This is a genomic window from Halomonas kalidii (assembly GCF_030010475.1).
GTDB lineage: Bacteria > Pseudomonadota > Gammaproteobacteria > Pseudomonadales > Halomonadaceae > Halomonas > Halomonas heilongjiangensis.
The window spans coordinates 44,453-67,033 of sequence record NZ_JASCQN010000025.1 but is presented as its reverse complement, the minus strand read 5'-3'; the positions used below and the strand labels follow the sequence as shown (position 1 = coordinate 67,033).

Annotated in this window: 24 protein-coding genes and 1 tRNA gene; 12 read left to right on the top strand and 13 right to left on the bottom strand. The window is 66.0% G+C overall.

Annotated features, from left to right (window positions below; translation table 11 throughout):
- Positions 1-123: 123 nt before the first annotated feature.
- Positions 124-639, bottom strand: a complete 516-nt coding sequence (locus tag QLQ85_RS04990; protein WP_282737980.1) for a YqaE/Pmp3 family membrane protein — start codon at positions 637-639, stop codon at positions 124-126.
- A 332-nt stretch (positions 640-971) separates the two neighbouring features.
- Between QLQ85_RS04990 and QLQ85_RS04985 the strand changes: the two genes are divergently transcribed.
- From QLQ85_RS04985 to putP, 7 genes are all read left to right on the top strand, one after another.
- Positions 972-1,379 (top strand): CBS domain-containing protein, encoded by a 408-nt coding sequence (locus QLQ85_RS04985; protein WP_282723440.1) that lies wholly within the window; start codon positions 972-974, stop codon positions 1,377-1,379.
- Positions 1,380-1,724: 345 nt separating this feature from the next.
- Positions 1,725-1,798, top strand: a tRNA-Gly gene (locus tag QLQ85_RS04980).
- Positions 1,799-1,868: 70 nt separating this feature from the next.
- On the top strand, positions 1,869-2,132 hold the full coding sequence (locus QLQ85_RS22810; protein ID WP_326521369.1) for a 3-keto-5-aminohexanoate cleavage protein: 264 nt from the start codon (positions 1,869-1,871) through the stop codon (positions 2,130-2,132).
- A gap of 66 nt (positions 2,133-2,198) precedes the next feature.
- Entirely contained in the window at positions 2,199-2,573 is a 375-nt protein-coding gene (locus tag QLQ85_RS04970) for a hypothetical protein (protein ID WP_282723439.1), read from the top strand.
- A 63-nt stretch (positions 2,574-2,636) separates the two neighbouring features.
- Positions 2,637-3,437, top strand: a complete 801-nt coding sequence (locus tag QLQ85_RS04965) for an AraC family transcriptional regulator (RefSeq protein ID WP_282737979.1) — start codon at positions 2,637-2,639, stop codon at positions 3,435-3,437.
- A 185-nt stretch (positions 3,438-3,622) separates the two neighbouring features.
- Positions 3,623-6,814: a bifunctional proline dehydrogenase/L-glutamate gamma-semialdehyde dehydrogenase PutA gene (gene putA / locus QLQ85_RS04960; protein ID WP_282737978.1), complete on the top strand. Its 3,192-nt coding sequence runs from the start codon at positions 3,623-3,625 to the stop codon at positions 6,812-6,814.
- 183 nt (positions 6,815-6,997) lie between these two features.
- Positions 6,998-8,488 (top strand): sodium/proline symporter PutP, encoded by a 1,491-nt coding sequence (putP, locus tag QLQ85_RS04955; protein ID WP_282737977.1) that lies wholly within the window; start codon positions 6,998-7,000, stop codon positions 8,486-8,488.
- Positions 8,489-8,552: 64 nt separating this feature from the next.
- Here the strand turns inward: putP and QLQ85_RS04950 are convergent, their stop codons facing one another.
- Positions 8,553-8,846 carry a hypothetical protein gene (locus tag QLQ85_RS04950; protein WP_240569452.1) on the bottom strand — a complete coding sequence of 98 codons (294 nt, stop codon included), beginning with the start codon at positions 8,844-8,846 and terminating at the stop codon, positions 8,553-8,555.
- A 300-nt stretch (positions 8,847-9,146) separates the two neighbouring features.
- On the opposite strand from QLQ85_RS04950, the gene QLQ85_RS04945 reads away from it, so the two are divergent.
- Positions 9,147-9,755: an OmpW/AlkL family protein gene (locus QLQ85_RS04945; RefSeq protein ID WP_282737976.1), complete on the top strand. Its 609-nt coding sequence runs from the start codon at positions 9,147-9,149 to the stop codon at positions 9,753-9,755.
- Positions 9,756-9,875: 120 nt separating this feature from the next.
- On the opposite strand, the gene QLQ85_RS04940 is transcribed toward QLQ85_RS04945, so the two are convergent.
- From QLQ85_RS04940 to QLQ85_RS04920, 5 genes are all read right to left on the bottom strand, one after another.
- Positions 9,876-10,376: a gamma-glutamylcyclotransferase family protein gene (locus QLQ85_RS04940; RefSeq protein WP_282737975.1), complete on the bottom strand. Its 501-nt coding sequence runs from the start codon at positions 10,374-10,376 to the stop codon at positions 9,876-9,878.
- A gap of 20 nt (positions 10,377-10,396) precedes the next feature.
- Positions 10,397-10,729 (bottom strand): YqcC family protein, encoded by a 333-nt coding sequence (locus QLQ85_RS04935; RefSeq protein WP_282723431.1) that lies wholly within the window; start codon positions 10,727-10,729, stop codon positions 10,397-10,399.
- A 66-nt stretch (positions 10,730-10,795) separates the two neighbouring features.
- Positions 10,796-11,554, bottom strand: a complete 759-nt coding sequence (locus QLQ85_RS04930) for an amino acid ABC transporter ATP-binding protein (RefSeq protein WP_282737974.1) — start codon at positions 11,552-11,554, stop codon at positions 10,796-10,798.
- Positions 11,551-12,225: an amino acid ABC transporter permease gene (locus QLQ85_RS04925; RefSeq protein WP_282737973.1), complete on the bottom strand. Its 675-nt coding sequence runs from the start codon at positions 12,223-12,225 to the stop codon at positions 11,551-11,553. Before QLQ85_RS04925 ends, QLQ85_RS04930 begins: the two co-directional genes overlap by 4 nt.
- Positions 12,226-12,242: 17 nt before the next feature.
- Positions 12,243-13,001: an amino acid ABC transporter substrate-binding protein gene (locus QLQ85_RS04920; RefSeq protein WP_282723428.1), complete on the bottom strand. Its 759-nt coding sequence runs from the start codon at positions 12,999-13,001 to the stop codon at positions 12,243-12,245.
- Positions 13,002-13,328: 327 nt separating this feature from the next.
- On the opposite strand from QLQ85_RS04920, the gene QLQ85_RS04915 reads away from it, so the two are divergent.
- The 4 genes from QLQ85_RS04915 (at position 13,329) to QLQ85_RS04900 (ending at position 16,306) form a co-directional block, all read left to right on the top strand.
- On the top strand, positions 13,329-14,354 hold the full coding sequence (locus QLQ85_RS04915) for a DUF3549 family protein (RefSeq protein ID WP_282737972.1): 1,026 nt from the start codon (positions 13,329-13,331) through the stop codon (positions 14,352-14,354).
- A gap of 24 nt (positions 14,355-14,378) precedes the next feature.
- A complete protein-coding gene (locus tag QLQ85_RS04910; protein ID WP_282737971.1) occupies positions 14,379-14,816 on the top strand; it encodes an ATP-dependent zinc protease family protein in 438 nt (145 codons plus the stop codon).
- A 24-nt stretch (positions 14,817-14,840) separates the two neighbouring features.
- Positions 14,841-15,749: a 30S ribosomal protein S6--L-glutamate ligase gene (gene rimK / locus QLQ85_RS04905; protein WP_102626403.1), complete on the top strand. Its 909-nt coding sequence runs from the start codon at positions 14,841-14,843 to the stop codon at positions 15,747-15,749.
- Between the two features lie 110 nt (positions 15,750-15,859).
- The gene (locus QLQ85_RS04900) at positions 15,860-16,306 is read left to right on the top strand and encodes a hypothetical protein (protein ID WP_282737970.1); all 447 of its coding nucleotides are present in this window, start codon (positions 15,860-15,862) and stop codon (positions 16,304-16,306) included.
- Between the two features lie 13 nt (positions 16,307-16,319).
- Here QLQ85_RS04900 and QLQ85_RS04895 read toward each other — a convergent pair whose 3' ends face one another.
- The 6 genes from QLQ85_RS04895 to sufB all read right to left on the bottom strand — a co-directional run bounded on the left by QLQ85_RS04895 (position 16,320) and on the right by sufB (position 22,543).
- Positions 16,320-17,036 carry a SanA/YdcF family protein gene (locus QLQ85_RS04895; protein ID WP_282737969.1) on the bottom strand — a complete coding sequence of 239 codons (717 nt, stop codon included), beginning with the start codon at positions 17,034-17,036 and terminating at the stop codon, positions 16,320-16,322.
- A gap of 32 nt (positions 17,037-17,068) precedes the next feature.
- On the bottom strand, positions 17,069-17,641 hold the full coding sequence (gene sufT / locus QLQ85_RS04890; RefSeq protein WP_282737968.1) for a putative Fe-S cluster assembly protein SufT: 573 nt from the start codon (positions 17,639-17,641) through the stop codon (positions 17,069-17,071).
- Positions 17,642-17,649: 8 nt separating this feature from the next.
- On the bottom strand, positions 17,650-18,909 hold the full coding sequence (locus QLQ85_RS04885) for a cysteine desulfurase (protein WP_282737967.1): 1,260 nt from the start codon (positions 18,907-18,909) through the stop codon (positions 17,650-17,652).
- A gap of 15 nt (positions 18,910-18,924) precedes the next feature.
- The gene (gene sufD, locus QLQ85_RS04880) at positions 18,925-20,283 is read right to left on the bottom strand and encodes a Fe-S cluster assembly protein SufD (RefSeq protein ID WP_282737966.1); all 1,359 of its coding nucleotides are present in this window, start codon (positions 20,281-20,283) and stop codon (positions 18,925-18,927) included.
- Complete coding sequence (gene sufC, locus QLQ85_RS04875; protein ID WP_282723420.1) at positions 20,280-21,032, bottom strand: Fe-S cluster assembly ATPase SufC; 753 nt, start codon at positions 21,030-21,032, stop codon at positions 20,280-20,282. Before sufC ends, sufD begins: the two co-directional genes overlap by 4 nt.
- Positions 21,033-21,100: 68 nt before the next feature.
- A complete protein-coding gene (gene sufB, locus QLQ85_RS04870) occupies positions 21,101-22,543 on the bottom strand; it encodes a Fe-S cluster assembly protein SufB (RefSeq protein WP_282723419.1) in 1,443 nt (480 codons plus the stop codon).
- Between the last annotated feature and the right edge of the window lie 38 nt (positions 22,544-22,581).

Here is a 22,581-nt window from a genome sequence, read left to right as displayed (position 1 = left end):
AATATCAACTAGAAACAAGAAATACCGGAGTTGATGGCCCGCCACGAAGGCCCTCCGCCAGGCACCGCCGGCAGAGTTTCACTTTCGATCAATCAGGAGAAAAACGCCCACGACAGGGGTGGATCACAGACGACCTCGCCGCCTCAGCCACCAGAGGGCATGTCCGACACCCGGCACCCAGCCAAGCAGGGTGAGCAGCAGGTTCAGCGACACCCGTCTTCCGCCGCCCCGGGACAGCGCCACGGCGAGGGGCGGCATCAGCAGCGCCAGTGCCACCAGTGCCGCACGGGGTTCGGGGGACACCGGCGTATCGCCATGGCCTGGGCTGTCTGCCGCTCGATCGACCCGCACGCCGGCACCGGCGGCCGGGGCAAAATGCTGCACGCCCTGGTTCGAGTCGTGCTCGAGCGCCTTGTGATGGGCGTCATGATCGATCTTCTGCTCGATTTCCGTGGCGCCTTCGGCCAGCTCGTCATGGAAACGCTCCCAATCCTCCCAGTCGTGGGGAGTACCGGCCCGGGGACGGTGATCGCCGGCTTCCCGGGCCCGCGACCAGGCCTTCTCCTCCAGGGTGTTGGGCCGCTCCTCGTCGCGCTCTCCGCTCAGCCCCTTCCTGGCCAGGTATTCACGGGCATCCATGATGCGCCTCCATCTCTCGGTTGGGCTCGATTCCGGCCAAGGGCGCACGCCGACCATGACCGGATAGGTAACAACTTGGAGCCGATGCTCCCTCTCGGGTTCCGGCTGGCGGCAACCCACACAGCCCGGGCCCCAGGTACGCGACCATGAAGCGTTGGCTGAAGCGCTGGCCGATCGCCCTTGGCACCCCGGCGAGTCGGCTATGCTGAACTCGAGACCCGGCTACGGGCCCGGTACCGCCCTGCCACCAGGCTCGCCGGGAGGGAAAGACCCGGGCACCGTCACGGCCCCGTAGCAACAAGGCAATCATCGCCGGCACAAGGAGAAATGCCATGCCCAACAAGGCCCCTACCACCGTTCGCGAGATCATGTCCCGTGACTGCTACCGGGTCACCGGCAAGACCTCGGTGGCCACTCTGGCCAAAGGCCTGGCACTGCATCGCCTGCCCGGGGTCCCCGTCGTCGATGAGCGCGACCACCTGATCGGCTTCATCTCGGAGCAGGACGTGATGGGGAAGGTGCTGGAGAGCTCCTATCTCAACGACGAGCCGCCGCTGGTCAGTGAGCTGATGCGCAACGAGGTACTCTCCGTGCCACCCAACAAGAGCATCACCGACCTGGCGCAGGAGATGCTCGGGGCCAAGCCCAAGGTCTACCCGGTGGTCGAACAGGGTCGCCTGGTCGGCATCGTCACCCGTCGCGACGTGCTCAGCGCCGTCCTGCGCATGCGCTACAGCTGAGCCACCCCTCCGACGCCACCCGGTCGCCCGCCGGGTGGCGTCGTCGTGTCGGCGTTGCCGCCTCGGGCGCGCACAAGAAAAAGCCGCCCCGTTTCCGAGGCGGCAAGAATCGATCGAAACTGCGAGCCAGAACAACAGTGTTAGCGACTGCTATCGCCTCTGTTGCCTGTGTCCATTCAGACAGCAGCGAAGCGAAAAGTTCTCCAGCGAGACAAATTTTTCTTTCCCTACGCCCCCCGGCCACCCGATGTGCAAGTAAAACAATCACTTAGCGTTAGCGTGCCACGAAAGGCGCGAGACGGCTTGCAAAGGGCAAGTCATTGGATTTACTATCGAAACCGCCCCGCGGGTGTAGCTCAATGGTAGAGCAGAAGCTTCCCAAGCTTAAGACGAGGGTTCGATTCCCTTCACCCGCTCCAAGAGCACATCCAGACTCCTCCAGACATACCGCCCAGCGCTCGCAACCTCCTGTAATTCCTCGCTTTACCCATCCAGACATATCCAGAGACATCCAGGCATAGCGTTTCTCACCCTGCATGGTCTGGTGTATGGTGGCTCTCCCGGCCATACACGAGCCGCCGAAATGAAGCGTTCCGCGATCACGCGTCGCCCTCTCGTCGACACCGTCTTGTAGACCCTGTCTTCTCCAATGCGGCCCTGGTCAAGCGCGTGGCCGAGATCTGCGAGCACTACGAGCGCCCCGTGGCGACCTGGCGTCAGGCCCGCGAGATCCTCCAGCTCGACATGCCCTGAGGGCCATCGGCTACAATGCCCGGCCACGGCCCGGACGTCCCCGGGCCGTCAGGCAAGGGGTCTTCCATGGCACTGTTTCTGCTCGTCTTCGCCGTCTGCCTGCTGATCTTCGGCGGCATGGTCGTCATCCTGCTGTTCTCCCGCACGCCCCGCTACCGCACCGAACCCCGCCAGCTGCTCGAGCTGTTCGACAAGGCACTGGAGGACCGTGTCGACGAAGGCGAATGGAACGCCATCATCGACTACCCGATTCGCCATGACGACTATCTTGACGGCGTGCGCAGACGGGCCCACCGATTGATGGAGGAGCACGGCCGTCACTGGCGCAGGGCACAGGGCGGCCCGCTGCTCGACAGCACCGGACGCGAGGAGCTCGCCGCGCTGCGCAAGCACCTCGCCGCCCATGCCGACCTGCAGGAGCGCCGGCGCAACGAGACATGAGTTCGGGCACCGCTTCGGCTAGAATACAGGCTCATGCCGACACCGTCCGGGACGGGGACCGCCATGCCCAGCATCATCCGCCAGCTTCCCCTCGACACCGCCACGCAGCATCACGATCACGACTTCCACCAGATCGTGATCGGGCTGCGTGGCCAGGCGGAATTCGAGATCGAAGGGCTGGGCGGCTCGATCACGGCGCTGTCGGGCTGCATCGTGCCAGCCAACCACGTGCACTACTACGCCGGCACCGGCGACAACCATCAACTGATCCTCGACCTGCCCGCCCAGGCGCCCTCGTTGACTGGCTTCCACCACGAGCTGGCACGACTCTTCGATGCCCCGCGCTTCTTCACCCTCGATGACCCGCTGAGGCGCTATCTCGACTTTCTGCTCCACGAACTGGCCGCCTCCCCGGCCTCGGCGACCGCCACCCAGGGCGACCGCCTGGCCGCCACCCTGCTGGGCTGCCTGCACGCCCGCCTGGCCGGCGGTGACGAACCCGACCGCCACCGGCTGGACCTGAGACGACTCGACCGCTTCATCGAGCGCCATCTCTCGAGCCGCCTGAGCGTGGGCGATCTGGCCCGCGAAGCCTGTCTGAGCGAGGCCCACTTCCGCCACTGCTTCCGACGGCAGACCGGGCTCAGCCCCTGGCAGTACGTGCGCCGCAAGCGCCTCGAGTCGGCACGGCGGCTGCTTGCCGAGAGTCGGCTGCCGCTCTCGGAGGTCGCCGCCCTGACCGGTTTCGCCACTCAGAGCGCACTCTCCCACGCCTGTCGCGAAGCCTTTGGCCAGTCACCCAGCAAGTTGCGACGCTTCGGCCATCTCGAGTCGTCGCGTGCCACGGCGCTCAGCGGGCATTAGACCAAGGTCGCATCTCCCGCCGCGCGCACACCGATCCCCGCAGAATCGACAAGAATCTCCGCGGAATCGACAAGCGGCCGTGTCCCTCGCCTCCTAAAGTCAAGGTAAAGCCGTTTCCACCTGGCGCATCACGCCTGCCACGAATCCGGCCCACCCGCGTCTGACGACTCCATCAGGGGACTTTCATGCTCAACTCCAACAACATGCTGGATACCGCCACCTGGCAGCAGGATCTCGACACCCTCTTCGCCCACATCAGCGACCACTACGTGGTCGACGAGGACGCCTTCGTCGGAGAGCTGATCGACACCCTCAGCGCCAACCCCGAGGACTTCCGCCGCATCGCCGGCAAGACCGCCGAGCTGGTGCGCGCGGTCCGCGAGATGGATACCGCCGTCGACACCATCGACGAACTGCTGCAGCAGTACAGCCTCGACACCCACGAAGGGCTGATGCTGATGTGCCTCGCCGAGGCGATGCTGCGCATCCCCGACAAGGCCACCGCCGATGCCCTGATCGAGGACAAGCTGGGCCCTGCCGACTGGAAGGCCCACCTCGGCCAGAGCGAGTCCTGGCTGGTCAACGCCTCCACCTGGGGCCTGCTGATGACCGGCCGCGTGGTGACCCTGGACAAGCCCCGCGATGGCAAGCCCAGCAGTTTCATCAACAGGCTGGTCAACCGCATGGGCGAACCGGTGATCCGCCGTGCCATGCTCGAGGCCATGAAGGTGATGGGCAAGCAGTTCGTGTTGGGTCGCGACATCGACGAGGCCCTCAAGCGCTCCAAGCCGCTGTTCGACAAGGGCTACACCTACTCCTACGACATGCTCGGCGAGGCCGCTCGCACCCGGGCCGACGCCAAGCGCTACTTCGACGACTATGCTCGCGCCATCGAGCAAGTCGGCAAGACCAGCAAGTCGCTCTCCGACAGTACGCCCTCCCCGTCGATCTCGATCAAGCTCTCGGCGCTGCATCCACGCTACGAGTTCGGCCGACGCGACCAGATCCTGCGCGAACTGGTCGGCCGCGTACGCGAGCTGGCGGCACTGGCCCGCGAGCGTGATGTCGCAGTGACCATCGATGCCGAGGAGGTCGACCGCCTCGAGCTGTCGCTGGAGGTGTTCCGCGCCATCTACGAGAGCGACACCTGCCGCGGCTGGGGCCACTTCGGCCTGGTGGTGCAGGCCTATTCCAAGCGCGCCCTGCCGGTGCTGCACTACCTCAACCGCCTGGCCGACCGCCAGGGCGACGAGATTCCCCTGCGGCTGGTCAAGGGTGCCTACTGGGACAGCGAGATCAAGGAGTCGCAGCAGCTCGGCGTGGAGGGCTACCCCGTCTTCACCCGCAAGGCGAGTACCGACGTGGCCTACCTGGTCTGCGCACGCTTCCTGCTCTCCGACGCGACGCGGGGTCGGATCTTCCCGCAGTTCGCCACCCACAACGCCCACACCATCAGCGCCATCCTCGAACAGGCCAACGAGGCCTCGCGCGCCTTCGAGTTCCAGCGCCTGCACGGCATGGGGGAGGCGCTCTACGACGCCGCCCTGAAGCGCGCTCCCCGGGGCACCTACTGCCGCATCTACGCGCCGGTCGGCGCCCACAAGGACCTGCTGCCCTACCTGGTGCGTCGCCTGCTCGAGAACGGCGCCAACTCGTCGTTCGTGCACCAACTGGTGGACCCCAAGGTGCCGGTCGAGTCGCTGTGCGAGCACCCGGTGGAAACCCTGAAGCAGTACTCGCGCCTGGCCAACCCTCGCATCCCGCTGCCGCGGGATATCTATGGACCGCAACGCAAGAATTCACGGGGAGTCAACCTGAATATCCGCAACCAGTACCAGCCGCTGATGGATGCCATGTCGCGCTTCATGGACAAGACCTACCGGGCCAGACCGCTGCTGGCCTTCGAGGTGGCCGACGATGCATCCGGCACCCATGAGGTCACCAGCCCCTATGATCGCAACCAGCGCGTCGGCAGCGTGCAGTGGACCAGCGCCGCCCAGGCCGCTCAGGCCCTGGAGGCCGCCTGGGCCGCCTTCCCGCGCTGGAACGACACGCCGGTCGCCGAGCGTGCCGCCGTCATTCGCCGCTTCGCCGACCTGATGGAAGAGCATCTCGCCGAGCTGATGACGCTCTGCTCTCGCGAAGGCGGCAAGTTGCTGACCGATGGCGTCGACGAGATCCGCGAGGCCGTAGACTTCTGTCACTACTACGCCATGCGCGCCGAGCAACAATTCGCCGAACCGACCGTGCTGCCCGGCCCCACCGGCGAATCCAACGAGCTGATGCTCTCGGGCAAGGGGGTGTTCGCCGCCATCAGCCCCTGGAATTTCCCGGTGGCGATCTTCTGCGGCCAGGTGGTGGCCGCCGCGGTGGCCGGCAACACCGTGCTGGCCAAGCCCGCCGAGCAGACCTCCATCGTCGCCCACCGCGTGATCGAACTGCTCCACGAGGCCGGCATGCCCCGTGACGTGGTCCAGTTGCTGCCCGGCGACGGCCCCACCGTGGGCAGCGTGCTGACCAGTGATCCGCGCATTACCGGCGTGGTGTTCACCGGCGGCACCGACACCGCCCAGATCATCAACCGGGCGCTGGCGGCGCGGGAGAACGCCCCGCTGCCGACCCTGATCGCCGAGACCGGCGGCATGAACGCCATGATCGTCGACTCCACCGCACTGCCGGAGCAGGTGGTGGCGGACGTGATCCAGTCGGCCTTCCAGAGCGCCGGCCAGCGCTGCTCGGCGCTGCGGGTGCTCTACCTCCAGGAGGACGTGGCCGACCGCGTGATCGAGATCCTCGACGGCGCCATGGCCGAGCTGCACGTCGGCGACCCCCGCGACCTGGGCACCGACGTCGGCCCGGTGATCGACGAGGACGCACGCCGGGGCCTCATGGCGCATATCGAGAAGCTCAAGGGCGAGGGCCGCCTGCTGGCCGAGACCCGCCTCGACCCGGCCCACACCGCCCATGGCACCTTTGTCGCGCCCACGGCCTTCCGCATCGACGGCATCGACGCCCTGGAACGGGAACAGTTCGGCCCCGTGCTGCACATCGTGCGCTACAAGGCCAGCGAGATCGACGCGGTGGTCGCATCGATCAACGCCAGGGGCTACGGACTGACCTTTGGCGTCCACAGCCGCAATGAATCCTTTGCCGAACTGATCACGCAGAAGATTCGGGTTGGCAATGTCTACGTCAACCGCAATATCATTGGCGCCGTCGTCGGGGTCCAGCCCTTCGGTGGTCAGGGCCTCTCCGGTACCGGCCCCAAGGCGGGCGGTCCACACTACCTGCAGCGCTTCGCCACGGAGAAGACGGTGACCGTCAACACCGCCGCGCTGGGCGGCAACGCCTCACTGCTCGCGCTGGGAGACGAGTGACCCCCACTCGTCATCAACGACAACAAGGCTGAAGGAACCTCCCCCATGGTTGATAACAACGCCACCATCGGCTTCACGTTCGCGCTCTACCTGATCGTGATGCTCGCCATCGGCGTTCTGGACTCCATGCGTGCCAACAACCTGTCGGAGCTACGTCCGGCCTAATAATCTGGAGAAGTTTTTATGGCTACTGGTGTTTGGATCAGTCTTTTTGCTTACTTTGCGCTCATGATCGCCATCGGCTTTTATGCCATGCGCAAATCTACGTCTACGTCTGAAGATTACATGCTGGGTGGCCGAGCCCTCAGCCCGCAAGTGGCGGCCCTGTCGGCCGGTGCTTCGGACATGAGCGGCTGGTTGCTGCTGGGTTTGCCCGGGGCACTGTTTGTATCTGGCTTGGGTCAGGCCTGGATCGGTATCGGTCTGCTCGTGGGTGCGTTCTTCAACTGGACTCTGGTCGCACCACGCCTTCGCGAACAGACGGTACACTATGGTAATGCGATAACCATTCCAGAATTCCTGGCAAACCGGTTCCCGACTCGGGCCATGTCACTGAGAACGGTATCCGCTATCGTCATAGTCGTCTTTTTCGCGGTTTACACGGCGTCAGGCTTGGTGGCAGGCGGCAAGTTGTTCGAAAGCGCGTTTTCCGGAGTTATCAACATTGGTGGCCTGAGCGACTACGCTGCGGGCATCATCATCACACTCGGCGTGGTACTTGCCTATACGGTTGTCGGCGGCTTCCTGGCCGTGAGCATGACGGACTTCGTGCAAGGCTGCATCATGATGCTGGCCCTGGTGATCATGCCGGCGGTTGTGCTCTTTGGCGAAGGTGGTGGCGGTTTCGCCCAGGCATCACAGACCCTGAATGACGTCGATCCCACGCTACTATCGTGGACGGAGGGACTGACCTTTATCGGCTGGCTGTCTGCGGTGACCTGGGGGCTGGGTTATTTCGGGCAGCCGCACATCATCGTGCGCTTCATGGCCATCCGGACGCTGAAGGATGTCCCTGTGGCCCGTAACATCGGTATGAGCTGGATGCTCATCTCCCTGATCGGTGCGATCTCTCTGGGTGTGTTCGGCCGGGCCTATGCGATCCGCAATGGTATGGATGTCCAGGATCCGGAAACGATCTTTATCATCCTGGCGGATCTGCTGTTCCATCCGCTGATCACCGGCTTCCTCTATGCTGCCCTGCTTGCTGCGATCATGAGCACCATTTCCAGCCAGCTTCTGGTGTCATCTTCATCACTGACCGAGGACTTCTATCGCCTGTTCCTGCGTAAAGAGGCTACGGAGAAGGAGACCGTCGGCGTAGGCCGGATCAGTGTCGTCCTGGTGGGTTTGGTTGCAGCCGTCATCGCGTCTGATCCGGACTCTCAGGTCCTGGGGCTGGTCAGTAACGCCTGGGCAGGCTTTGGTGCGGCATTCGGCCCGCTAATCATCCTGTCGCTGATGTGGTCGCGCACGAACGGTGCTGGCGCAATCGCGGGCATGGTTGTGGGTGCCGTCACCGTGATGATCTGGATTTCACTGGGCTGGAACGGAGAGTTCATGGGGGGTCCCGGTGTGTACGAGATCATTCCTGGCTTCATCGCTTCCTTCATTGCCATCCTGGTGGTGAGCAGTGTTACCGAAGATGCCGGTGAATATCAGCAAATCCATCGCTAAATGAGCGCACAAACCGGTTAGAACGAGGCCGCCCACCGGGCGGCCTCATGCGTTATCGGGCCCCTCAGGCGGTCAGGGATCGCACCGCCAGCAGCAGGGCGAAGCTCCCCAGCGCCGCCAGGTTCCAGGGCGGCGAGACGGCGCGCCGCAGCCAGCGCCGGCGCGACGGCGGTTCCAGCGGCCCGATGAACCCCGCCCCCAGCGCCCAGGCCCCCAGCAGGACCGCCGGCAGTCGCAGCGGCCACGCCAGCCCCTGGATCAACGACGGCTGCAGCAGCAGCCAGACGGCCAGCGCCGCCGCCAGCAGTAGCGCCCCCAGGGTCCAGCCGTTCCCTTGCGGTGATATCGCGACGCGCATGCTCGCCCCTCCCGGCTCGCCAAGCCCTCCCCTCCTAGTCAAGACGATTCCGGCCGAACTGGCGAGTCGCACCTGCTGCAGTGCGATAATATTTGTACAAGCTTTGCAACACCCCGTTATCCTGTCGCCGCCGCCCTGAGCGAGGACATCGGCGATACACCCGCTATATCGGGAGCACCACGGCCATAACAATTTTTTACAAGACTTTTAGAAACACTGTTTCTTATAATGGGAGCGTCCAATGCCCGCCGGACTGACCGGTGAGATGTTTCTGGCTCGAGAAAATGGAGGAATCCCCTCATGAGCAAGACCAAATTGATCTCTGCCGTCGCCATCGCCGCCGGCTGCGCCTTCGCCAGCCAGGCCGCCATGGCCTACAGCGCCGGTGACATCTTCGTCCGTGGCGGGATCGGCAAGACCGACACCCGCTCCGACAACGGCAATGTCGGCCCTGCCGAACTCGACATCAGCAGCGGCGAGCGCGGCTTCACCTATGGTGCCGGCTACCTGTTCCACGACAAGATCGGCGTCGAGCTCAACGGCTCCGAGGAGGTGGAACACGAGCTGAGCGCTGGCGGTGCCGATGCCGGCTCCATCGACCGCATGCCGGTCAACCTGCTGGTCAACTACTATCCGCTGGGCGGCCTCGACTCCCGCGTACAGCCCTATGTCGGCGCCGGTCTCAACTACACCCGCTTCTCCGGCGAGCCGGAAGGCGTCGACGCCCGTCGCAGCTATGGCGCCGTGGGCCAGGTGGGTATCGACCTCGCCGTGACCGAAAACTTCATGCTCAACGGCTTCGCCAACTACGCCGATGTCGACTCCCGCCTGTCGGCGGACGGCGAGCGCATCGGCACCGCCAAGGTGGACCCGATGACCATCGGCGGCGGCGTGACCTTCCGCTTCTAAGCGTCACAGCAGCGCCACCGCGAACCTCGACGCCGGGCCCAGTGCCCGGCGTCGTTGCATATGCCGGCGACATTTCCACTGCTCGCCAGGAACGTCGCACTTCCGAGTGGCGGAGCGACCTCAGCGGGGCGTATGGCGCGACAGCCCCAACTGCCCCAGGGCGTGGTCGTCGAGGTCGGCCACGGCCTCCACCGCCGCCAGGCGTCGATGGTAGTCGGGACTGAGGAAGGGCTCGCCCGCCAGCAGGTGCTCGAGATACTCCCGGGCTGGCTGCAGCGCCTCGGCGGTGGTGCCCTTCGCGGCGATATAGACCCAGGCCTCGATGGCTCCCTCGCGGGTGACCACCGGCAGGCGGTGACGATCGTACTCGCGGGGAAAGCCCTCGAAGGGGTCCATCAGCCGGATCTGTTCCGGGTGCTCGAGTTCGAACAGCGCCCCCTCGACCCGCTCGCCCGGCACCGGCACCACGTTGGCATGGGCGATGCCGGCGATCCGCGAGGCCTTGTCGAAACGCAGGGCGTGATCGTGCAGGATCCCGGCGAGCACCCGTCGGGTCGCGCCGATGCGCGCCGCGACCCGGGCCGGGTTCATGTTGCTGCCATAGGCGAAGTAGTAGGGCATGTCAGGCTCGGTTCGCGTCGCTAGTTCTCGGTGACGAGGCGGTCGATCTCCTCGACCACCTTGCGCATCAGCAGGCGCTCGCTGGTACGCGCCCCCTGCTGGGCCAGGTAGGTGTCCACCGCCGGCGCCACCTCGCACTTCGCCGGCAGCGGCGCCGCCTCCTCGACCAGGGCGTTCAGGCGCACGATGAACACGAAGCGCAACCACTGGGGCAGCGCCATGGTGTCGATGCAGAAGGGCTGCACGCTCTCGAAGGCCTCCGGATCGGGGCGCTCCATGCTCCACAGGTCGGTGGCCCTCATGGTGGCCTCGAGTTCGCGCAGCGCCTGCTCGAGCTCCTCGTGAACGGTCATGGGGTGTCCCTCCAGTATGTCTGTCCCACCATTATCCCGCGCCCGCCCGGTGAGGGCCAACCGGGATCAGAACGTTCCGGAGGCTGGCTGGCCGGCCAGGACCTTGCGCAGGAAGTCGCGGGTGCGAGGGTCCTCGGGGGCGTTGAACAGGCGGGAAGGCGGCCCCTGCTCGACGATGCGCCCCCCTTCCATGAAGATCACCCGATCGGCCACGTCCCGGGCGAAGCCCATCTCATGGGTCACCACCAGCATGGTCTGTCGCTCCTTGGCCAGCTGCTTCATCAGTGCCAGCACCTCCTCGACCCATTCGGGGTCCAGCGAGGAAGTCGGCTCGTCGAACAGGATCACCTCGGCCTGGGCCGCCATGGCACGGCCGATGCCGACACGCTGCTGCTGCCCCCCGGAGAGGGAGGCCGGGTAGGCATCGGCCTTGTCGGCCAGGCCGATGCGCGCCAGGATCTCCCGGGCCCGGGCATGCGCCTTGGCCCTCGGCCAGCGGTTGACCACGATCAGCCCTTCGGCGATGTTCTCCAGCGCCGTCTTGTTGGCGAACAGCGCATAGTTCTGGAACACGAAGGCCGTGCGCCGTCGCGCCGCCAGGATGTCGGCACGGGTCGCACGGGTGACGTCGACGTCGAGATCGCCGATGACCAACCGCCCGGCGTCCGGTCGCTCGAGGAAGTTCAGGCAGCGCAGCAGGGTCGACTTGCCGGTACCCGAGGGGCCGATCACCACGATGATCTCCCCCCGGTCGATCTCCAGGTCGATGCCATCGAGCACGGTGCTGTCGCCGAAGCGCTTGACGAGATGGGTTACCTTGATCATCTGCGATACGCCCTGTTGAGCCGTACCTCCAGCCGGCGTTGCAGCCATGCCAGCAGCTCGACGATGACCCAGTACATCACCGCCACCGTGATGAAGGCCTCGAAGTAGAGGAAGCTGCCGGCCGCCTCCTTCTGGGTCGCCCCCATCAGCTCGGTGACTCCCAGGGTGAAGGCCAGGGAGGTGGCCTTGATCATGTCGATGAAGTAGTTCATCAGCGTGGGCACCGCGACCCGGGTCGCCTGGGGCAACACGATGCGTCGCATCAGTTGGCCATTGGTCATGCCGATCGACAGCGCCGCTTCGGTCTGGCTGCGATCCACGCCGACGATGGCGGCGCGAATCGACTCCGCCATGTAGGCGGAGAAGTGCAGCGTCAACCCCATGATGGTGGCGGTGATGCCGTTGATCTGGGTCAGGAAGGCCAGCAGTTGCGGTAGCCCGTAGTAAAACAGGAACAGCTGGACCAGCAGGGGGGTGCCACGGAAGAAGGAGATGAACAGCAGCGTCGCCGCGTTTAACCCCGGAATCCGCAGCACCCGGATCACCGCCAGGCCGCAGGCCAGCACCAGGGCCAGCGCCATGCCCGCGGCCGCCATCTGCAGCGTCAGCGGCAGATAGCGCAGCAGGACCGGCAATAGCCCCAGCATGTAGTCGAAATCGAGAACGCGCATATCGGTGTGTGAGCCGATCAGGGGCGAGTGATATCGGTACCGAACCAGCGCTCGGATATCTCGGCCAGGGTGCCATCCTCGCGCAGTGTGGCGAGGGCGGTGTCGACCCGGTCGCGCAGGGCGCGATCCGCCTCGGTATCGCGGAACGGCAGGGCGTTGCGGATCTGCGAGAAGGGCTCGCCGGCCAGCTGCAGGGGCAGCGGTTTCTCCTTGATCACCTGGCTGGCGCTGACCCGGTCCATGACGAAGGCGTCGACGCGCCCAAGCGCCGTGTCCTGCTCGATGTTGCTGTCGTAGGTGCGGATATCGATCTCGTCGGCATAGGGCAACTCGCGAAGCAGCTGCTCGTAGTTGGAGCCCAGGTTCACCGCCACGGTTCTGCCGCGCAGGTCCTCGACACCACCGATGGACTCGTTGCCGGTCCTCACCACTACCTGGGCACCGTCATAGACGTATGGCTCGGTAAAGGTGTACTTGGTCTGCCGCTCCTCGGTGATGGTGATCTGATTGGCAATGGTGTCGATACGCCCGGACTCGAGCATGCCGAACAGACCGGAGAAGTTGGCGGTCACGAACTCCACCTCGCTGCCCATCTCCTCGGCCACTGCCTCCATGACGTCGACCTCGAAACCCTTGAGGGTATCCTGCTCGACGAAGGTGAAGGGGAAGTAACCGCCGGACATGCCGACCTTGATGGTCTCCCCCTGGGCCAGTGCGGTGCCGGAGAAGGCGATGGCGCCAGCGGCGAGCATCGCCAGGGTAAAGGAACGCAGCATGGGTATGCCTCCCGTGGTTGGAAAAGCCAGTTTTGGAATAAAAACCACTTCATTATATTCCATATTTGCACATACCATAGGGGAAATCCCCGACGGCAGCCAATAGCCGTTGATTATGCCTGCCATAGGCTAGCGGTGCAGGACGTTCATGCACAGAATCCCTGAACGTCCCTGTGGATAATCATTGGACAGGTGTGTCACCCCCCGGTCATCCGGGCCTTCAGCGCCGCTGGTCAGATATTGACCAGCCAGGCTCACCTTCCTGCTCGCTGCGAGCTGACAGGAGGCAAGTGCCACGGTAGAGTGCACGGTCCGAGAGGAGGGAGCATGCAACCGATTCACAGCCTTCACGATTTCTTCGCGCGCAGTGGCGCCGAGGTGCACCTCTACCACCTGGGGCGCCGGGTGGAGCCCTGCCCCCTGGCCACCCTGGCCGGCTTCGAGGCCGGCGAACTCCCCTGGCCGGCCCCGTGGCGGGGCGAGGCGCGCCTTGGCCTGGTGTTCCGCCTGGGCGACGTGCGCGACCCGCTGATCTGGTTCCTGGCCCTGCCCCTCGACGAACAGGGCCAGCTGGTGCCGGCGCCTCGGGACGCCTTCGTCCAGCGCCTGCTCGAGACCCTGGGCCGCAGCGTCTCGGCCGCGGGCCGAGAGGATGGCGCCGCGACGGATAACCTGATGAAGGACAACCCGCTGGCCTTCACGCCCTCCCTGCCCTTCCAGGCCATGCTGCACGCCCGCGCCAGCCTCGACCTGGGACTGCCGGCCAGCCAGCACCTGGAGCCGGTGGAGGCCTACCTCAGCGGCCAGCAACCGGTCGACTGGCAGGCCCTCGGCCTGCAGGGCCTGGCCGACTTCGCCGTGCGCATGGACGACGAGGCGGGTCGTGCCCTGGCCTCGCGTCTCCCCGAACTGCCCGACGAAGTGCTCACCTCGCTGTGCTACTGTCTCGAGCATGTGGCCATCGGCGACGACCTCGCCCGCGCCCTGTGCCAACGAGGAGAAGCGGCCGCCGCCGCCGGTGACATCGAGGGGTTCTGCGCCTGCGTGCGCGCCATGGGTGGTGCCTCGACGGAGATCGCCGGCCGCTGGTTCGATACGCTGCTCGACGACCCGGGCGCCTGTGGACCCGACCTGCTCGCGGCCATTGCCGCCCGCGGCTGGACACACCTCGAGCACGGCGAGCGCCTGCGGCGCTTCCTCACGCGCCTCGCGGAACAGCCAGGCGTCGAGTTCACTGCCCTGGTGCGCGACCTGGCGCTGGTGCCACGGTTGCGCGTTCCGGTGCTGATGACGCTGCGCGAAGCCGGGTCAGACAGCGCCATCGGGCGCCGGGTGGCCGGGCTGTCACGCTGAGCGCAGAGAGCTGGGAGCGAGACGATGAAAGAACTACCCTACACGCCCAAGGCGGTGATCGGCCGGCGCGAGATGGTTACCCTGCCGGAACTGCACCTGACCCTGTGTGCCAAGGCCGACACCGGGGCCCGTACGTCGGCACTGCACGCCGAGGACATCGAGTCCTTTGAAGAGGAGGGCCACCTCTGGGTCAGCTTCACGACCCGCAGCGGCGGCCCCGGCACCCCGGCGCACGTCCACCGCCTTCACCTGCATGACCAGCGCCGCGTGACCAGCTCCAACGGCCAGGCCGAGTGGCGCTACGTGATACGCACACCGATGCGTCTGGGCGAGCTCGAGTACACGGTGGAACTGACCCTGAGCGACCGGCGCAACATGCGCCACCCCATGCTGCTGGGACGCCGCGCCCTGCGCCGCCTCCTGGTGGCGCCCGGCGTCGCCTTCCTCCACGGCGAACCCTGATCCCCCGGCAACACGGAGTCCTGCATGCATATCGCGCTGCTGTCACGCAATCGCAATCTCTACTCCACCCGCCGGCTGGTGGAGGCGGCCGAGCAACGGGGCCATACCGCCCGGGTCGTGGACACCCTGCGCTGCTACATGAACATCGCCTCGCATCGCCCCTCGATGCACTACAAGGGCCAGGAGATCGAACCGTTCGACGCGGTGATCCCGCGCATCGGCTCCTCGGTGACCTTCTACGGCTGCGCGGTGCTGCGCCAGTTCGAGATGATGGGCACCTATGTGCTCAACGACTCGGTCTCCATCACCCGCTCCCGTGACAAGCTGCGGTCGCTGCAGCTGCTCTCGCGCAAGGGGCTGGGCCTGCCGATCACCGGCTTCGCCCACTCTCCTGACGACATTCCCGACCTGATCACCATGGTCAAGGGGGCCCCGCTGGTGATCAAGCTGCTGGAAGGCACCCAGGGCATCGGCGTGGTGCTGGCCGAGACCAACCAGGCGGCCGAGAGCGTGGTCCAGGCCTTCATGGGCATGAAGGCCAACATCATGGTCCAGGAGTACATCAAGGAGGCCAGAGGAGCCGACATCCGCTGCCTCGTGATCGGCGACAAGGTGGTCGCCTCGATGAAGCGCCAGGCGGCCGATGGCGAGTTCCGCTCCAACCTGCACCGCGGCGGCACCGCCAGCGTGATCCGCATCACCCCGGAGGAGCGCTCCACGGCGATCCGTGCCGCCAAGGCCATGGGGCTGCGAGTGGCGGGCGTCGACCTGCTGCGTTCCAACCACGGCCCGGTGATCATGGAAGTGAACTCCTCGCCCGGCCTGCAGGGCATCGAGAGCGCCACCGGCAAGGATATCGCCGGCCTGATCATCGAGCATATCGAAAAGAATGCCGCCACGCCGCGCAAGCCCCCCCCTAAACCCAAGGGTTAATTGCGGGAAAAGTGCCCGAACTTGTAAAAAGGGGAAATTAATCGCTCCCGGGGGTAGCAAAACAGTGTTTCCCCCGCCACAATCGCTGTCACCGGAGGAGGTGACCGCTCATGTTTCTCGACAATCGCCAAGTGGCGATGGACAGCGTTCTCGAGGCGCTGGCCGACAGCATCGACTATTTTCAGGACAATCTGGAACGCCTGCGTCCGTCCCTGCGCGACGCCCTCAAGCCGCACTACGAGGCCAGGACGAAGTCGATGCGCGAGTTGCAGGAACTGGCCCGCAAGCACCTCGACCTGCTGCCCCGGGACGCCGATGTCGAGCGAGACGACTACCTGTGGCTGTGGAGCCGGCTGAAGAGCTTCGTCGGCAACGATAGCCAGGTACTGATCGGTGAGCTGCTCGAACAGGAGCGGGTCCTGATGCAGGCACTCTCCACTCTCTTCACCCACCCCCTGCCCGCGGCCGTCGAGCCGGTGATCGAGGAGTGCTGGAAGGGCTGCCGGGCGCTGATCCGCGAGCTCTACGCCCTGCAGAAGCAGCGCCAGCGCCGCTGAACCGGCCGGCCAGCTACTCGTCGATGGAGGCCCCGCCGTCCAGCATCCATGCCTCCCAGCTGCGTGGCGCAATCTCCAGCGGCTCCAGGGGGCCCAGGAAGTAGGGCTCGCGCCCCCACAGGTAGAGGTCGCCCAGGGTCGCCACCCGGGCGATCCACTCGCGTGCCTGCAGCCGCCATACCCCCCTCACCGGTCGCGACGGCACCGCACAGCCGGTTACCTCGAGCCCCAGACTATCGGCGATGTAGAGCGCCCGCGGCAGATGCCACGCCTGGGTGATCAGCAGCGCACTCTCCACGCCGAACACGTCGCGCGCCCGGGTCAGGGTGTCGAAGGTACTGAAACCCGCATAGTCCAGGGTCATGTCCTCGTCGCGGATGTGGCGCCCACGCAGGTCCCGCCACATGGTCACGGGTTCGTTGTAGAAGCGGGTACGGTTGTCGCCCGAGAGCAGCAAGTGGTCGACCCGCCCGAGGCGGATCAGGCGCGCGGAGGCGCTCATGCGGGCATCGAAGTGGGGGTTGCGGACGCCGCTGCGCGTCCAGTGGGAGGTGCCGAAGACGATGCCGACCCGCTGCGCGCCGCACAGCGGCAGATCGCGCTCGATGCGGGCCTGGGTCTGGCCCAGGACCCAGAGGTTGCCGACCACGAACAGCAGGGTCGCCAGCAGCAGCAGCGCCCCCAGCAACATCAGCAACACCTTGAAGAGCTTCCACAGCAGCGCGTGCATCCATCCCCCCGACGGGAAGAAGCCGAAGGGCGTCAGAACATCCCCAGCTCCAGCTTGGCCTCGTCGCTCATCATCTCACGGCTCCAGGGTGGATCGAAGACGATCTCGGTGTGCACCTTGCTGATCTGCGGGGCGCCGAGGATCTTGTTGCGGGCATCGGCGGCGATCACGTCGCCCATCCCGCAGCCCGGCGCGGTCAGGGTCATGCGGATGGTGACGATGCGCTCGCCGGTGATCAGCCGCTCGATGCGACAGCCGTAGACCAGGCCCAGGTCGACGATGTTGACCGGGATCTCCGGATCGAAGCAGGTGCGCAGCTGGTCCCAGACGAACTCCTCGATCTCGTCGTCGGAGGCCGTCTCGGGCAGCGTCGGGCGCGGCAAGGCCTCGAGCCCGAGGGCATCCAGGTTGGCGCCCTCGATCAGGTAGAGCCGCCCCTCGAAGCCGACGCTGACCGAGCTGCCCTTGGCCTGCATCACGCTGACGAGGCTGTCCTCGACCAGGGTCACGGTCTTGCCGAAGGGAATGGAGATCGCCTCCACGTCGCGCTGCAGCGGCAGCGTCTGGCCCTTCTCGAGGCCGACAATCTGCTCGATAGTGCTCATGGGGCTCCTTAGCGCACCATGCCGATGACCCGCTCGAGGGCCTCGGCGAAGACATCGACTTCTTCCAGGGTGTTATAGGCAGCGAACGAAGCCCGGCAGGTGGCATCGACGCCGAAGTGCGTCAGCAGCGGCTGGGCACAGTGGTGGCCGGTACGGATCGCCACGCCGAGCTGGTCGATCAGCAGGCCGATGTCCTGGGAGTGAGCCCCGTCGACCACGAACGACAGTACGCCGGCCTTGCCCGGCGCGGTGCCGAGGATGCGCAGGCCGTCGATGCGCGAGACACGCGCGGTGGCGTGCGCCAGCAGGCGCTGCTCCCAGGCACCGATGGCCTCGAGGCCCAGGGCGTCGACCCACTTCAGCGCCGCGCCCAGGGCGATCACTTCGGCGATGGCCGGAGTGCCGGCCTCGAACTTGTGCGGAATCGCAGCGAAGGTGGTGGGCGTCTCGAAGGAGACGGTGCGGATCATCTCGCCGCCCCCCTGCCAGGGCGGCATCGCCTCGAGCAGCGCGGCCTTGCCATAGAGCACCCCGGCACCGGTGGGCCCGTAGACCTTGTGGCCCGAGAAGGCATAGAAGTCGGCATCGATGTCGCGCACGTCGATCTTCTGGTGGGGGGCCGCCTGGGCGCCGTCGACCAGGATCAGGGCCCCTTCGTCGTGGGCGACCTTGGCCATCTCGCGCACCGGGTTGACGGTGCCGAAGGCGTTGGAGACGTGGTTCACTGCCACCAGCCGGGTGCGCGCGGTGAACAGCCGACGGTAGGCATCGAGGTCCAGCACGCCCCGCTCGTCCACCGGGATCACCTTGATCACGATGCCGAGCTCGCTGGCCAGCAGCTGCCAGGGCACGATGTTGGAGTGGTGCTCGAGCAGCGACACCAGCACCTCGTCGCCCGGCTTCAGGTTGGCCCGGCCCCAGGCGCCCGCCACCAGGTTGATCGCCTCGGTGGTGCCGCGGGTGAAGATGATCTCGCGGCTCTCGGCGGCGTTGAGAAAGGCCCGCACCGTCTCGCGGGTGCCCTCGAAGGCGGCGGTGGCCTCGTCGGCGAGGGTGTGCAACCCGCGGTGGATATTGGCGTTGTAACGGCCGTAGTAGTCGTCGAATACCTCGATCACCTGCCGCGGGGTCTGGCTGGTGGCGGCGTTGTCGAGATAGACCAGCGGTCTGCCGTGTACCTGGCGCGCCAGGATCGGGAAGTCCGCGCGGATCGCGGCCACGTCCAGGGACGGGGCATCGAGTGTGGTGCTGGTGGCCAGGTCAGTCATGGCTGATTCCTCTCCTCATTCCTCGCCGAATGCCACGGCGGTTTCCACCAGGCCGGCCAGGTTGAAGCGCTCGGGCAGCTTGCCGGCCACGGCCAGCTCGACCCGTTCGGACACGGCATCGAGGTCCACCTGCTCCATCACCTCCCCGGCAAAGGCCAGGGTCAGCAGGCCACGGGCGGTCTGCTCGTCGATGCCGCGGGTGCGCAGGGCGTAGATCGCCTCCTCGTCGAGCTGGCCGGTGGTGGCGCCGTGGGAGCACTTGACGTCGTCGGCATAGATCTCGAGTTCGGGCTTGGTGTCGATCTCGGCGCGGTCGGAGAGCAGCAGGTTGGCGTTGTTCTGGTAGGCCTCGATCTGCTGGCTGTCGCGCTTGACGATCACCTTGCCGTTGAACACGCCATGGGCGCGGTCGTCGAGAATGCCCTTGTAGTTCTCGTTGGAGAAGGTGTGGGGTGCGTTGTGGTTGACCAGGGTGTGATTGTCCACGTGCTGGCGCCCCTGGCCGTAGAAGAGGCCGTTGAAATGGGTCTCGGCCCCCTGGCCGTTGAGGTCCGCCACCAGGTCGGTGCGCACCAGGCCACCACCGAGGTTCAGGTTGAACGAGGTGAAGCGGCTGTCGCGGGCCTGCTCCACCTGGATGCTGGCCACGTGCAGGTCACCGAGCGGCGCCTCCTGCAGCTTGTAGTGGGTCAGGATGGCGCCGCGATCCAGCATGATCTCCTCCACCAGGTTGGTGAAGTTGGCCGCGGCCTCCTCGCCCACGTGGTGCTCAATCACCGTGGCCTGGCTGCGCCCGCCCGCCTCGACCAGGATGCGCGGGTGGCTCATCACCGGCGCCTCGCCGGCCCGGGAGAGGAACTGCAGGATGATCGGCTTCTCGACCACGGTGCCCGGCGCCAGGCGCAATACGGCACCCTCCTCCATGAAGGCGGTGTTGAGCGCCGAGAAGGGCGAGAACTCGACCCCGGTGAGCCTCCCCAGCGGACCGCCCACGGCCTCGTGATTCTCGGCCAGCGCCTGTGACAGCGGCAGCAGCCGCACGCCGGTGGGCAGGTCGTCGAGGCGGGAGAGCGCCGCGGAGAAGATCCCGTCGACGAAGGTCAGGCGGTGCGCCTCGATGGGCAGCGTCAGGGCCGCCGCCGAGGCCTGGGAAAACTCGCCGTCGGCGGCCAGGGCGAAGTCGCCCCGGGCGATGGCACGCACGTCGGTGTACTTCCACTGCTCGACGCGGCGATGGGGAAAGCCCATGGCCTCGAAGCGGGCGGCGCCGGCCTGACGGCGGGCGGCGATCCAGGTCGGTTCGGGCCCTCGTGCAGCGGCGCGCTCGGCCAGACGGTCGAGGAAGCGCGTCACATCGTTCTGAACATCGCTCATGCGGCAGTTTCCTCCAGCAGCCACTCGTAGCCGCGGGCCTCGAGCTCACGGGCCAGCTCGGCGTCCCCGCTCTTGACGATGCGGCCGTCGACCAGCACGTGGACCTTGTCGGGCACCACGAAGTCCAGCAGGCGCTGGTAGTGGGTCACCAGCAGAATCCCGCGATCCTCGGCACGCAGGCTGTTGACGCCGTCGGCGACCACGCGCATGGCGTCGATATCGAGGCCGGAATCGATCTCGTCGAGCATCGCCAGCCGCGGCTGGAGCACCAGCATCTGCAGGATCTCGTTGCGCTTCTTCTCGCCGCCGGAGAACCCCTCGTTGACGGCGCGCTGCAGGAAGCTGGTGTCCATCTTCATGAAGGCGATCTTCTCCTTGATAAGCTTCATGAACTCCGGCGCCGGGATCTCCCCCTCGCCGCGGGCCGCACGCTGGGCGTTGAGTGCCGCCTTGAGCAGGTAGATGTTCTTGACCCCGGGGATCTCCACCGGGTACTGGAAGCCCAGCAGCAGCCCGGCCTGGGCCCGCTCCTCGATCTCCATCTCCAGGACGTCCCGGCCTTCGAAGGTGATGGAGCCGGCGGTCACCTCGTAGCCATCCTTGCCGGCGATCACCGCGGACAGGGTCGACTTGCCGGCCCCGTTGGGGCCCATGATGGCGTGAACTTCCCCGGCCTTGACGGTCAGATTGAGGCCCTTGAGGATTTCGGAACCCTCGACCGTGACGTGCAGATCCTTGACTTCGAGCATGTTGATTACCTTTGATCCGGTTTGCGCCGCCCGCGCGACGCGATAGGTGCGATGGTGTCCGCGGCGGCCTAGCCGACGGCCCCCTCGAGGGTCACGTTCAGCAGCGCCTCGGCCTCGACGGCGAACTCCATGGGCAATTCCTGAAAGACGTCCTTGCAGAAGCCGTTGACGATCATGCTGACCGCATCCTCCTCGGAGATGCCGCGGCTCTGGCAGTAGAACAGCTGGTCCTCGCCGATCTTCGAGGTGGTCGCCTCGTGTTCGACGGTGGCGCTGCTGTTGCCGATCTCCTGGTAGGGAAAGGTGTGGGCGCCACACTTGTCACCGATCAGCAGGGAGTCGCACTGGGTGAAGTTGCGCGCATTCTTCGCCCGCGGCCCCACCTTGACCAGCCCGCGATAGGACTGATTGGCGCGCCCGGCGGAGATACCCTTGGAGACGATGTAGGAGCGGGTGCCCTCGCCGATATGGATCATCTTGGTGCCGGTATCGGCCTGCTGGCGGCCATTGGTCACCGCCACGGAGTAGAACTCGCCGATGCTGTCCTTCCCGCGCAGCACGCAGGAGGGATACTTCCAGGTGATCGCGGAGCCCGTCTCTACCTGGGTCCAGCTGATCCGCGAGCGGTCGCCGCGGCAATCGCCACGCTTGGTGACGAAATTGTAGATGCCGCCCTTGCCGTCCTCGTCGCCGGGGTACCAGTTCTGCACCGTGGAGTACTTGATGTAGGCATCCTCCAGGGCCACCAGCTCGACCACCGCGGCATGCAGCTGGTTCTCGTCGCGCATCGGCGCGGTGCAGCCCTCCAGGTACGACACCTGGGCGCGGCTCTCGCAGATGATCAGGGTGCGCTCGAACTGGCCGGTGTTGGCGGCGTTGATGCGGAAGTAGGTCGAGAGCTCCATCGGGCAGGTCACCCCCTCGGGCACGAACACGAAGGAACCGTCGGTGAACACCGCCGAATTGAGCGCCGCGAAATAGTTGTCGCCCTGGGGCACCACCGTGCCCAGGTACTGCTTGACCAGCTCCGGGTACTCGCGGATCGCCTCGGAGATCGAGCAGAAGATCACCCCCGCCTCGTGGAGCTTCTCCTTGAAGGTGGTGGCCACCGAGACGGAGTCGAACACCGCATCCACCGCCACCCCGGCGAGCGCCGCCCGCTCGTGCAGCGGAATGCCCAGTTTCTCGTAGGTCTCGAGCAGCTTGGGGTCGACCTCGTCGAGGCTCTGGGGGCGGTCCTCCGGGCGCTTCGGTGCGCTGTAGTAGGAGATCGCCTGGTAGTCGATGGGCGGATAGTCCAGGTGCGCCCAGGACGGCGGCGTCATCTTCAGCCACTGATGGTAGGCCTTGAGGCGCCACTCGAGCATCCACTCCGGCTCGCCCTTCTTGTTCGAGATGAAGGCGATGGTGCTCTCGTCGAGACCGGGCGGAACCGTATCGCTCTCGATGTCGGTCACGAACCCTTCCTTGTAGTCGCGACGGACGAGCTGTTCCATTTCCTGACTTGCCATGATGCTTCCCCTCCCGGGCGGTTGGGTCGGCGAGCCGT

Bases quoted from the DNA above. Each gene is read 5' to 3' on its own strand.
- QLQ85_RS04985 (WP_282723440.1), top strand. From the start codon at position 972: ATGCCCAACAAGGCCCCTACCACCGTTCGCGAGATCATGTCCCGTGAC.
- putP (WP_282737977.1), top strand. From the start codon at position 6,998: ATGGCTACTGGTGTTTGGATCAGTCTTTTTGCTTACTTTGCGCTCATG.
- QLQ85_RS04900 (WP_282737970.1), top strand. From the start codon at position 15,860: ATGTTTCTCGACAATCGCCAAGTGGCGATGGACAGCGTTCTCGAGGCG.
- rimK (WP_102626403.1), top strand. From the start codon at position 14,841: ATGCATATCGCGCTGCTGTCACGCAATCGCAATCTCTACTCCACCCGC.
- QLQ85_RS04915 (WP_282737972.1), top strand. From the start codon at position 13,329: ATGCAACCGATTCACAGCCTTCACGATTTCTTCGCGCGCAGTGGCGCC.
- sufB (WP_282723419.1), bottom strand. From the start codon at position 22,543: ATGGCAAGTCAGGAAATGGAACAGCTCGTCCGTCGCGACTACAAGGAA.
- QLQ85_RS04920 (WP_282723428.1), bottom strand. From the start codon at position 13,001: ATGCTGCGTTCCTTTACCCTGGCGATGCTCGCCGCTGGCGCCATCGCC.
- QLQ85_RS04965 (WP_282737979.1), top strand. From the start codon at position 2,637: ATGCCCAGCATCATCCGCCAGCTTCCCCTCGACACCGCCACGCAGCAT.
- QLQ85_RS04910 (WP_282737971.1), top strand. From the start codon at position 14,379: ATGAAAGAACTACCCTACACGCCCAAGGCGGTGATCGGCCGGCGCGAG.
- QLQ85_RS04970 (WP_282723439.1), top strand. From the start codon at position 2,199: ATGGCACTGTTTCTGCTCGTCTTCGCCGTCTGCCTGCTGATCTTCGGC.
- QLQ85_RS04935 (WP_282723431.1), bottom strand. From the start codon at position 10,729: ATGACCGTTCACGAGGAGCTCGAGCAGGCGCTGCGCGAACTCGAGGCC.
- sufD (WP_282737966.1), bottom strand. From the start codon at position 20,283: ATGAGCGATGTTCAGAACGATGTGACGCGCTTCCTCGACCGTCTGGCC.
- QLQ85_RS04945 (WP_282737976.1), top strand. From the start codon at position 9,147: ATGAGCAAGACCAAATTGATCTCTGCCGTCGCCATCGCCGCCGGCTGC.
- putA (WP_282737978.1), top strand. From the start codon at position 3,623: ATGCTCAACTCCAACAACATGCTGGATACCGCCACCTGGCAGCAGGAT.
- QLQ85_RS04885 (WP_282737967.1), bottom strand. From the start codon at position 18,909: ATGACTGACCTGGCCACCAGCACCACACTCGATGCCCCGTCCCTGGAC.
- QLQ85_RS04925 (WP_282737973.1), bottom strand. From the start codon at position 12,225: ATGCGCGTTCTCGATTTCGACTACATGCTGGGGCTATTGCCGGTCCTG.
- sufT (WP_282737968.1), bottom strand. From the start codon at position 17,641: ATGAGCACTATCGAGCAGATTGTCGGCCTCGAGAAGGGCCAGACGCTG.
- QLQ85_RS04930 (WP_282737974.1), bottom strand. From the start codon at position 11,554: ATGATCAAGGTAACCCATCTCGTCAAGCGCTTCGGCGACAGCACCGTG.
- QLQ85_RS04895 (WP_282737969.1), bottom strand. From the start codon at position 17,036: ATGCACGCGCTGCTGTGGAAGCTCTTCAAGGTGTTGCTGATGTTGCTG.
- QLQ85_RS04990 (WP_282737980.1), bottom strand. From the start codon at position 639: ATGGATGCCCGTGAATACCTGGCCAGGAAGGGGCTGAGCGGAGAGCGC.
- QLQ85_RS04940 (WP_282737975.1), bottom strand. From the start codon at position 10,376: ATGCCCTACTACTTCGCCTATGGCAGCAACATGAACCCGGCCCGGGTC.
- sufC (WP_282723420.1), bottom strand. From the start codon at position 21,032: ATGCTCGAAGTCAAGGATCTGCACGTCACGGTCGAGGGTTCCGAAATC.
- QLQ85_RS04950 (WP_240569452.1), bottom strand. From the start codon at position 8,846: ATGCGCGTCGCGATATCACCGCAAGGGAACGGCTGGACCCTGGGGGCG.